Here is an 11104-nt window from a genome sequence, read left to right as displayed (position 1 = left end):
GCTAGTTGATTGAGCTAGTCGATTGAGCTAGTCGATTGAACAGATTGAACCCCGCTACGTCCGCGTCTCGTAGCACAGCACCCGCCGCCTGACGCGATCGCGCTCTTGAGGATGTTGAATCAGCCCGGCCACTCGCAGCGCCTCTGCCTGACGAGCCAGTTGGGCATAGTGGATGGCGATCGCCTCATAGGCACTGGCGCGATCGCGGTCGTCGTCTACAACTGTGCCACCTTCATTGCCAAAGGTGAAGGTGCGGATTTCGGGGTCGGGAATCGTGCGGGCGAGTTCTAGGGCGCGAGCGAGGTAGGCGATCGCCTCTTGCGGCTGGCCGTCCTGGCGGGCCCGCTCCACCAAAGACAGCAGCAACCCAACGCGGATTTCGGGCGTGCGGCTCTGGTCGATGACCTTTAGCACCTGATCTGTGTGCCCGTCCCGCAGGGCGGCCTCTGCCACCGTTCCCAGCGACATCTCCCGGCGGTCGGGGTCGGGCGTGGCCAGGGCAAGCTGCAAGGCCAGATCGAAATGGCGCAGGGCCACGGTTTGCTCCACTAGCGACCACAGATAATAGCTGCTGGTGGAAAAGTCGTTGATTTCAACTGCGCTGCGCCGAACCAGGTCGAGCATGGCCGGATCTACAGGCTGGCGGGCATTGGCCACTTCCAGTGCCACTGCTGCGGCCGCTTGCAGGCGATCGATCGGGGTCGCTAGCCCGGCGGCAGTGGTTCGTGCCTCGTTAAATAAGTCCGTGGCGGGGTCAATATTGCCCGTGAGCAGGAGTTGACGAGCGATCGCCGCCGTCAGCCGCACCTGCGTTAGCCCATCGGTTGGGTGAACCGCCTGACGCAATTCCAGTGCCCGGTCTGCCTGGTTCGCATTCACATAGGCTGTTGCCAGCGCCATCATGGCCTGACTGCGAATCTCCAGATTTTCTGGCGCAATGCTCATCCATGCCTGGTCTGCGGCGGCCAGGGCTTGTCGTTCGGCAGCCCGCTGCACAATCAGCAAGAGAACGATATCGCGATCGCCCGCCAGAAAAGGATCGGTTGGCGCAGTGGCGATGCGGATGGCAGGGTCATAGGCCGAAACGGCGATCGCCCGCTGCACCAGGTGGCGAACCTGAAAGGCTTGCCAATCGGACGGAACCTGCCGTAGTGCAGTCTCCACCTGCTGCATCACGGCGGCTGCCTGGTCTGTCTGCTGCTGACCCCAGAGTTGCAGCGCCAGGTTGGTCAGCACGCTCGATCGCTTCTCGGCATCCGCCATTTCCTGCGCCACCGCCAGCGCTGGGTCGATGCGAACACCTGCGTAGGTGTTGACCACGGTTTCTAGCGTGAATTCGGTATCATTGACTGATTTTGCAACGGTCACGGCTTCCTGAAACAGGGCCTCTCCCCCGGTCAGGTTGCGGGCAGTGTAGGCACTGGCGACTTCGGCCAGGGCGATCGCCCTCGCGCTGGGGTCGGCAATGCTCCGGGCTGTGGCCGCCGCAGACTCCCACTGGCTTTGCGTCAGTTGCATCCGCACAATCTCCAGCTTGGCCTGCCCCTGGGCATAGGGCACGTCAGTAAGGCGCTGGGCAATTTGCTGCGCCAGTGTAATCTGTCCGGCTTTGGCATAGCTGGCCGCGACTTTGGCCAGGGCGCTGCTGCGGCGGGTTGGGTTGGGGTGAACAATGGCGCTGGCATGACGGTTTGCCTGATTCAGCAGCGCGATCGCCCGGTCTACCCGTCCGGCCGATACCGCCGCATCGGCAATCGGCACTAGCGCGTTGACTTTAAATTCGTCGCCTTGCACTGTCTGTACTGCCTGAGCCGCCAGTTCCAGCGTTGCCCCCGCCGCCTCCAACTGGTCGAGCGCCAGATAAGCACGGGCGATCGCCAGCAGGGTTTGCGATTTCAAAAAGCTGTAGCCTGCTCCCAGCGTCCGGGTTTCCCGCACGGCTTCTGCCAGCATCGGCAACACCAGACCGGGCTGGTCGCGCTCGTCGGCTTTCTCGATCAGGGTTCGCCAGGGATTGGGATTATAGCCCGGTTCTTCGGTAATCAAGCCCGCCAGACGCAGCGCTTTTTGGGATGCGGGCAGGCTGCCAGCCAACTTCAGCAGGGCAGTCATCTGGTCGCTGGCGGACTCCAGCCGTTCGGCTGCCAAATCTGCCTCCAGGCGGCGCATCCGGCTAAAAAAGTGGCGATCGCTCTCTGTATCCTGCTCTTGCAAACAAAACCCAGTCATGGCGCGGGCGGGCTGTGGCTGTGCCTGCGCTGGAGCAAGGGCAAATTGGTGCAAGTTTCCAAACACTAACATCAACAAAAATCCGCTGGACTTGAGCCTTCTAAAGGATTGAAAAAAGGGCGATCGCATAGGGAATAAAAGATGACTAAAAGTTGAAAGTTCCTTCATAGAAGCTCTACAGACATTGCCAAATCCATTTTCATCTCGACGTTCAAAGCATCCAGCCTTGAATCATTTTTTGAAACGTCAGGACTTACGCAATTGGAAGAGTTCTCACGGGCTGCGCCTGCGAGAGATCTTCCAAAATTCAGAAAACTGAGCGCAAATGCGTCAATCCTGAACGTGCTGGATATGCGTTCGATGGCAAATGGCAGCGCCAAGTCGAGTCTTGTCGCGCTGCTTTGTTGCAGACCAGGAGCTTCAGTTTGACAGGACGCAGAGATTCAGCGGCGAAGCCTCGGCTATATCAAACGGTGCGGCTGGGTCTTGCTTCATCCGGGCTGTCCGACGCTACCGTCTGGCTCTGCATCAGATCTGCCCAGACAGTAAAACACGCCCCGTTTCCGGCATTCCAGAAAAGGCTTGCTCTGGCCTGGTAAACAGTATTCTGGGCCTGCCTCAAAGATTTCCTGAGATGTTCTACGCCCGAATTTGACCGTCTTCGAGGTGGGCGATCGCATCTCCAAATTCCCTCACGCGGGGGTCGTGCGTGGCGATCAGCACGGTGCTGCCCTGTTCTCGTGCCAGCCGACAGAGCAACTCCATGACCTTGCGTCCGTTGGCCGAATCCAGCGCCGAAGTCGGCTCGTCGGCAATAATCAGGTCGGGGCGGCCCACCAGCGCCCGCGCCACGGCGACCCGCTGCTGCTGTCCGCCCGAAAGCTGTCGGGGCAAAACGTTTGCGCGGTTTTCTAGCCCTACGGCATCGAGGAGCGATCGCGCTGCGGTGCGGGCACTTGGGCCAAAAACTCCTTTGAGATTTAGCGCCAGTTCCACATTCTCCAGCGCCGTCAGGCTGCGGAGCAGATTGTAATCCTGAAACACGATGCCGAGATGCCGATTGCGGAAGTGGGCCTGGGCGGCGCGGGACAACTGGGTCAGATTGGTGCCTAGCAGTTCGACCTGGCCTGCGGTGGGCGAGAGCAACCCTGCTACGACTTGCAGCAGCGTGGTTTTGCCTGCGCCCGCTGGGCCCATAATCAACTGCACTGAGCCACGGGGAATTTCTAGATTAATCTGTCGAAGCGCCTGAAACGGCTCTCCTTCGCTGCGAAAGACCAGATCGATGTCGCGCAGGGCGATCGCCACTGGAGAGGTCGCCACTGGAGAGGTCGCCACTGGAGAGGTCCCCGCTAGAGAGGTCGCCACCTGAGGCGCGGCCAGCAGAGGGGCGATCGCAGTGCTATCTGCCCTGAAAAAAGGGGCTGACTCGGCAGCGGATTTTGCAAGTCGAAGCAGCATAACCCAGCTTTCCTTGTTGCGAATGAATCTGTGGTGAATAAACTGCCTGAATGCTCCCCACGCCCATATTCTCGCGAATTTACAAATTTCCAGAGCTAGCTCGTAATGAATCGTTGGGAGTTTGCAAGCAGATTGTATGACCTGTTTTGTATTCTGCAACTCGCGTTTGCGATTTGCGTTGGCGATTTGCTTTAGCGATTTGCGTTTGCAAGGAGTGGCTGTAATCATCGCCCCTATGTAGCCGCCCTAAAAAGTACCCGATGGGGGAAGTGTGCCTGTTGGGAGGAATCGATAGGCTGAGAGGGTACGGACTGTAGTGCTTTTGTGGTGAATTGTATTACATCTGGGTGCATTGAGAGCCGATCTTTTTGGCGCATTTGTTTGGCGCATTCCTTGGCGCATTCTTTGGCGCATTTGCTTTTGGTGCATTTATTTTTGAGAGGAATCTGACCCATGAAACGTGACTCTGGTGCGCGGTTCGGTGTGCGGCTCGGTGTGCAGCTTGGTGTGCGGTTTGGTGTCTGGCTCACCTACGCTGCTGCGGTTTTCATCAGTTTGCAAGGAGCGGCGATCGCCCGTCCGGTTCAGCTTGCTGCTCGACAGGATTCAGCGCAAACGGTGCAGCGGTCTGACCTGATTCGTCCCATTACGCCCATCGACCGGATTGACTTGCCAAGAGATACCTCGCGGCGCTAGGAGATGGCGGGGGGTTGGGGGTCGCTCACTCCAGCCCTCCAAATACTCCAGCAACCTTGATCAGACCTGTATCAGAATAGAAGCAGACTATGGGGGCGATCGCCCGAATTGCCCTGCCTGCGCCTTGCCATTGCCCTGCGAGTGCATGATTCAATGCATTCTCAGGATGCTTTCGCTCTGGCCGTCTGTCTTCTACCTGCTGTTTTTCTCATGCCTTCTCTCAAACCGCCTCGCTATCAGCCTGCCAACTCGCTCGAATCGCCGCGTTTTTCGGGGGTTCGCACCTTTGCCCGACTGCCCTACGTGCAAGATCCGGCGGATGTAGATGTGGCCATTGTCGGGCTTCCGTTTGATACAGGGGCGACGTTTAAGGTGGGGGCGCGGTTTGGGCCAGAGGCGGTGCGCGGTGCGTCGGCGCTGCTGCGGCCCTACAACCCTGAGCTAGACGTGATGGTGTTTGAAACGCTGTCCTGTGTGGACTATGGCGACGCGCCCGTGGTGCCGGGATTTATCGAGGACAGCTTGGGGGCGATCGCCCGCACGATCCAACCCCTGGCCGAAGCGGGTGTGGTGACACTCAGCATTGGCGGCGACCATAGCGTGGCACTGGGGGAACTGCGGGCGCTGGCTGCGGTTCATGGGCCGCTGGCGCTGGTGCATTTCGACGCACACGGCGACTATTGGGACAGCTACTTTGGACATAAGTACACCCACGGCACGCCGTTTCGCCGCGCCGTGGAGGAAGGGCTAATCCTTCCCGAAGCCTCGGTGCAACTGGGGATGCGGGGCCCACTCTACGATTCTGACGATCTGGACACGCCGCGCCGTGCCGGGTTCACCGTGCTGACCACCACGCAACTGATGCGCCACACGCCGGAGGAAATCGGGGCGCTGGTGCGGGAAAAAGTGGGCGATCGCAAAGCCTTCCTGTCTTTCGACGTGGACTTTTTCGATCCTGCCTTTGCCCCCGGCACGGGCACCCCCGAAGTCGGCGGGCCCACGAGCTTTCAGGGACTTGGCTATCTGCGAGCCTGCACGGGGCTCACCTGGGTCGGCGGCGACGTGGTAGAAGTGCTGCCTGCGATGGATCATTCCCAGGTGACGGCCCACCTCGGCGCACAAATTGGCTACGAGTTTCTGTCGCTGGTGGCTCTGTCGAAGCGCTAGTTCAAAGCGCTAGTTCAAAGCCCTAATGCAAAGCCCTAATGCAAAGCTTTGGTTTGCCAAATGGGGGCCGGTTTGTTGCCCTCTAGTTTTGATTGACGCTCGTTTCTATAAACCTTAGGCTACGAAAGGATGGCGGCATCGCCGTTGCTGGTTGCAGTCGTTGAATTTAACGCGGGGGAAAGTCATGGCAGACGCAAGAAACGTGCTGGGCAGCAAGCTGGAGGTTTGCTCGATCGCGCCGATGACGGGCTTTTATCGGGATGGCTGTTGCAGCACGGGGGCGGGCGATTTTGGGGCCCATGTCGTGTGCGCTGAGGTGACTCAGGAATTCCTCGACTACACCAAAGCCCAAGGCAATGACCTGTGTACGCCCATGCCTGCCTACGGGTTTCCCGGCCTCAAACCGGGCGATCGCTGGTGTCTCTGTGCTTCCCGCTGGAAAGAAGCGCTGGATGCTGGTGTTGCGCCGCCGGTTGTGCTAGCTGCGACTCATGCTTCGGCGCTGGAGTATGTGTCGATGGCCGAGTTGGAGAAACATGCGCTGGACTTGGCGGGGTGATGGGGCGTTTGGCTGGTATTGATTTTGGATTTTGGATTTGCGATTTTGGATTTTGGGCGGTTAGGGAAGTCTCATTGCGGCTTGCGGCAGCTTGACTCGTCGCGCCATTGGGGGAGTTGGTGCTAGGGGCGATCGCCCGCATCCAAACCTAAAGCTTCTGCCCTTAAAGTTTCTACAATGAAGTTTCGCGGAAGTTTCACGAATCGGGTCAGAATGGTTAATCATTAAATACCTCAGAAAATGCGTCAGATCGACGGGTGAAAGACATTGGGGTATTGGATTTAACCCCTGCTCCATCCCGACTTTCCCTCACCTCCAGCATTCCGCGCTCCCTGTTCCCCCTTCCTCACCCCATGCCCAAAACCGCCGACTTCCTCGCCCACCTCAATCCGTCCCAGCGCCGTGCCGTCGAGCATTACTGTGGGCCGCTGCTGGTGGTGGCGGGCGCTGGCTCTGGCAAAACGCGGGCGCTGACCTACCGCATCGCCAACCTAGTGCTGACCCATCGGGTAGACCCCGAAAATATTCTGGCGGTGACGTTTACCAACAAAGCCGCCCGCGAAATGAAGGAGCGGATTGAAAAGCTGTTTGCCGAGCGCGAGGCCCAGAGCAAGCACGGTAAGCCCCTGGAGGCACTGCCCGAACATGAGCAAACGCGGCTGAAGTCTTTTGTTTATAAAACGATTACCAAAGACCTGTGGATCGGTACGTTTCACGCGCTCTGTGCCCGCATTTTGCGATTTGACATTGAAAAGTTTCAGCATCCTGGCGGCTATTCCTGGAACCGCAATTTTTCCATCTTTGACGAATCCGACGCACAGGCATTGGTGAAGGATATTGTCATCAATCAGCTCAATCTGGATGACAAGAAATTTGACCCGCGCTCGGTCCGTTACGCCATTAGCAATGCCAAAAACCAGGGCTGGTCGCCCGCTGATTTGGAACGAGAACAGCCCAACTTTCGCGGACGCACAATCGCCAATGTGTACGCTGAATATCAAAAAGCACTCGCCGCAAATAACGCGCTTGACTTTGACGATTTAATTCTGATTCCCGTCCAGCTATTTCGCCAAAATGAACAGGTTTTGGCATACTGGCACAAACGCTTTCGGCACATCCTGGTGGACGAATATCAGGATACGAACCGCACGCAGTATGACCTGATTCGACTATTGGTGACGAACGGCGAAGAGACGGAAAATTTCAAAGACTGGGAATACCGTTCTGTATTCGTTGTGGGCGATGCAGACCAATGCTTGCCGCCAGGAACCCAGGTGTTAACCCCGGATGGTTTGGTTGCGGTTGAACACTTGAAACTAGGAGATACCGTCCTAGCAACTGGGGGACAAACCGATCTCTGTCCTGGAGTAATCACTCACATTCATAAAAGCCAGTTTCAGGGCAGTTTGTGGTGCATCGAGGCGGGCGGTCAGGTGCTGAAGGGAACACCGCATCACATTTTGTTGGGGCGGGCAGTGCCGCTTGACGATCGGTACTACGTGTACCTGATGTATCGGGCAGATCGGGGATACCGGATTGGCATCACGACTGGACGACGACAGAATGACTATGGTCGGGAGGAAATTGGTTTTAAGGTGCGTGTGGCGCAAGAATGTGCAGATAAGCTCTGGGTTCTGAAGGCGACCAATAGCTATGAAGAAGCAGTGTACTATGAGGCGTATTTTGCGGCTCAGTACGGCTTGCCAACGATGGTATTTCACAGTGTTGGCCGCAAGCTCAGAATTTCAGATGACCTAATTTTCAAGCTGTTTCAGGAAATTGATACGATTGGCAACGCCCATCGGCTGATGCAAGACCTGTGGCTGCATCCCGAATTTCCGCACTATCGCCCGCAAAACGGGCTGCGGCGACAAACCCTGAACCTGACGATGTTCGGGAATGTGAGAAATGAGCGATCGCCCATCAAGTCTGATCACCGCCTCCAGTGGTCGTCTAATCGGCTAGATATTGCCGAACACTTAACCGCGGCAGGAGTGCCGATTCGGGCAGGAAAGTTGCCCGGAACCTATCGATTTGAGACGGCGCGGGCCTCTTATCGAGAAGCAGTAGCTCTGGCGAAGTCGGTGGCAGTGGCGGGACAACTTGAGGTTCGCCGCCGGGCCCAAATTTCAGGGCAAATCTATGACTTCATGCCGCTGTCGCATTTACACGTCGGCATGAGGGTGCTGCTAGAGGTAGACGGGAAGCTAGAGGATGTGCCCGTGAGCCGAGTTTGGCAGGAGGACTATCGCGGTGTGGTGTATGACCTGGAGATTGATCAGCGTCATAACTATGTTGCGAATGGGGTTCTGGTTCATAACTCGATTTACTCGTTCCGGGCAGCGGATTTTCGGATTTTGCTGGAGTTTCAGGACGATTTTGGCGATGGGCTGCCGGATGACGACACGCGGACGATGGTAAAGCTGGAGGAAAACTATCGCTCGACGGCGAACATTCTGGAAGCGGCTAATGAGCTAATTGAAAACAACACCGAGCGGATCGACAAGGTGCTGCGGGCGACGCGGGGCGCGGGCGAGTCGATCTTTCTGTTTCGGGCGGAAGACGAAACCGACGAGGCGCGATTCGTGATCGACCAGATTCGCCAATTGGAGCAACATAACCCGGAGTTACACTGGGGCAGCTTTGCGATTCTCTATCGCACGAACGCGCAGTCGCGGGCGTTTGAGGAATTTTTGGGGCGCTACGGCATTCCCTACAACATCGTCGGCGGGCTGCGGTTCTATGACCGCAAGGAAATTAAGGACGTGCTGGGGTACTTGAGGGCGATCGCCAATCCGCAAGACACCGTGAGCCTCAAGCGCGTCATCAACACGCCCCGGCGCGGCATCGGCAAGACCACGATCGATCGGCTGGAGTCTGCTGCCCGCGACCTCGATCGCACGCTCTGGGAGGTGTTGACCGATGAAACCCTGGTCAGCACGCTGGCGGGGCGCTCTGCCAAGGCAGTCAGCGGCTTTGCCAACATCATCCAGACCTGGCAAGCGAAGCTGGAAGACACGCCGCCTGCGGAAATCGTGCAGGGGGTGCTGGAGGATTCGGGCTATGTGGCAGACCTGAAGGCGCAGGGCACGGACGAAGCGGACGATCGCCTGCAAAACGTGCAGGAACTCTATAACGCGGTGCTGCAATTTGAGGAAGAGAACGAAGGCGCGACGCTGCTAATGTTTCTGGCCAATGCGTCCCTTGCCTCTGACCTGGACAATACGAAGGAAGACCAGCGCCAAGTGTCGCTGATGACGCTGCATTCGTCCAAAGGACTGGAGTTTCCCGTGGTGTTTCTCGTTGGCGTAGAGCAGGGCTTGTTTCCCAACTTCCGCTCGATGGAAGACCCCGCCTCGCTGGAGGAAGAGCGCCGCCTCTGCTATGTCGGCATTACCCGCGCCAAGGAGCGTTTGTTCATCAGCTATGCCCGCGAGCGGCGACTATATGGCACGCGGGAACCCGCTGCACCGTCGCTGTTTTTGGCAGAACTGCCCAAAGAACTGCTGCTGACCAGCGCGGTGGGCGCATTGCCCAAGAAAATGGCAACCCCCATCCGCGAGGTGAAGGCGAAGCGGGCCCAGGAAAGCTTGCCCAACACCCACGCGGATGATTGGAAAGTGGGCGATCGCGTCGTTCACAAAGCCTACGGCGCGGGCCAGGTGACTCACATCTTTGGCGCAGGCAACAAGATTTGCCTTGCCATCAAGTTTCCAGGGCAGGGGCAGAAGATCATTGACCCGAAGATCACAACCTTGCAGCGAGTGATTTAATCCCTTTATCTGATTACCGAATCCCTCGACCGGCTAGACCCTAAACCTGCACCATATCGGCATAGCCCGTCAGCAGTTCCTCGCGGCTGAGGCTGTCGGTGGGGTCTTGGGGAGTCCACAGCAGTTCGTAGATGGCGAGGTATTCGGGCGGAATGGCCCCCAGGCGGCGCAGGGCAAGCTTTAGTTCCTCGACCGTGTGGATGGGGCCAAATAGGAGACGGTCGTCTTCTGTGCCGACAATCAGCGTCACCACGATGTAGGCGGCGGGGTCGTCATTGGGGTTGAGGTCAAGCGGCTGGCGGCGAACTTTGCCGCCCACGTTCACCAGGGTTTCGGAGGTGAATTTGCCTCGCTCTTCGATAGACCATTGCTCAAACAGGCGGGCAGCTTCCTCGCGGCTGGAAACGGTCTTGGATAGGGCGCGGGCGTGGGTCCAGTTTTCGGGCGATCGCAGCAGCACCAGCACCGTTTCTCGCAGCGCCTCCGACAGCCCTGCCTTCGTGTCGGTATTGATGCCTGCCACTAACTGGTTCAGCCGCTCCTGGATATATCGCGCCTGGGACAACAGCGCCACCTGGAGCAGCGTCACCGTCACAATGTCGTTCTCCAGTTCGCCGCGCCCCGGACGAGCCGCCGGAATGCGCGATCGCCCCGTGCGCTGCATGGCCGACATCACGGTGGAAAAAATCATCAGCCCCGCAGGCAGCAGGAAAAACAGCAGAAACAGCCCACCCCCGCCCCCGCCGCCAACGGGCGTGACATAGCCGCCGCCGGGGGCAACGATCACGGGTGGCCGATTGGACGGAATATAAATGGGGCCGGGCGGCGGATAGTAGCGCCCCGGTACGGGGAAATAGTCGGGCGAGGTATAGCCACCGCCATAGCCCCCGGAATAGCCGCCGCCAGAGTAGCCGCCGCCCGAATACCCCCCGCCGGAATAGCCGCCCCCGGCCGATCCGCCGCCCGACGGACGGTTGAATGTGCCGCCGCGATAGCGACCGCCCGAAGCCGCCTCAGCGCGTCGAGCAAAGCCCTGCCGTAGGGGATTGCCCGTTAGAAACTCTCGCCCGCTTAGCCCGCCCGTTCCGTCTACGCTTAGGCCATTGACCAGCACCAGCGCCAGCAGCGTCGTTGCACCAAATTGAACCGTCTGGCGAATCTTGCGAAACCGGGTCATGTGTTTAGCCATGATGTTTGTCTTTGGCGAATTCTTGGCCGC

The 11104-nt window shown here is 58.3% G+C and carries 7 protein-coding genes; 4 read left to right on the top strand and 3 right to left on the bottom strand.

Annotated elements, in window-relative coordinates; genetic code table 11:
• Positions 1–54: 54 nt before the first annotated feature.
• Both IGS51_RS19440 and IGS51_RS19435 read right to left on the bottom strand, forming a co-directional pair.
• Positions 55–2301 (bottom strand): hypothetical protein, encoded by a 2247-nt coding sequence (locus tag IGS51_RS19440; protein WP_297080445.1) that lies wholly within the window; start codon positions 2299–2301, stop codon positions 55–57.
• 567 nt (positions 2302–2868) lie between these two features.
• Positions 2869–3690 carry an ABC transporter ATP-binding protein gene (locus tag IGS51_RS19435; RefSeq protein ID WP_297080444.1) on the bottom strand — a complete coding sequence of 274 codons (822 nt, stop codon included), beginning with the start codon at positions 3688–3690 and terminating at the stop codon, positions 2869–2871.
• 453 nt (positions 3691–4143) lie between these two features.
• Here IGS51_RS19435 and IGS51_RS19430 point away from each other — a divergent pair, with 453 nt between their 5' ends.
• The 4 genes from IGS51_RS19430 (at position 4144) to IGS51_RS19415 (ending at position 9885) form a co-directional block, all read left to right on the top strand.
• Positions 4144–4386, top strand: a complete 243-nt coding sequence (locus IGS51_RS19430; protein WP_297080443.1) for a hypothetical protein — start codon at positions 4144–4146, stop codon at positions 4384–4386.
• A 210-nt stretch (positions 4387–4596) separates the two neighbouring features.
• On the top strand, positions 4597–5553 hold the full coding sequence (speB, locus tag IGS51_RS19425) for an agmatinase (protein WP_297080442.1): 957 nt from the start codon (positions 4597–4599) through the stop codon (positions 5551–5553).
• 184 nt (positions 5554–5737) lie between these two features.
• Positions 5738–6112 carry a DUF2237 domain-containing protein gene (locus IGS51_RS19420; protein WP_297080441.1) on the top strand — a complete coding sequence of 125 codons (375 nt, stop codon included), beginning with the start codon at positions 5738–5740 and terminating at the stop codon, positions 6110–6112.
• Positions 6113–6465: 353 nt separating this feature from the next.
• Complete coding sequence (locus tag IGS51_RS19415) at positions 6466–9885, top strand: UvrD-helicase domain-containing protein (RefSeq protein WP_297080440.1); 3420 nt, start codon at positions 6466–6468, stop codon at positions 9883–9885.
• Positions 9886–9925: 40 nt separating this feature from the next.
• On the opposite strand, the gene IGS51_RS19410 is transcribed toward IGS51_RS19415, so the two are convergent.
• Entirely contained in the window at positions 9926–11074 is a 1149-nt protein-coding gene (locus tag IGS51_RS19410; protein ID WP_297080439.1) for a DUF1517 domain-containing protein, read from the bottom strand.
• Positions 11075–11104: the final 30 nt, after the last annotated feature.

The sequence above is a fragment of the Thermoleptolyngbya sp. M55_K2018_002 genome, assembly GCF_015295965.1.
GTDB lineage: Bacteria > Cyanobacteriota > Cyanobacteriia > Elainellales > Elainellaceae > Thermoleptolyngbya > Thermoleptolyngbya sichuanensis.
Note: the sequence above shows the minus strand (reverse complement) of the source record. Positions and strands in the feature narration are given on the sequence as shown.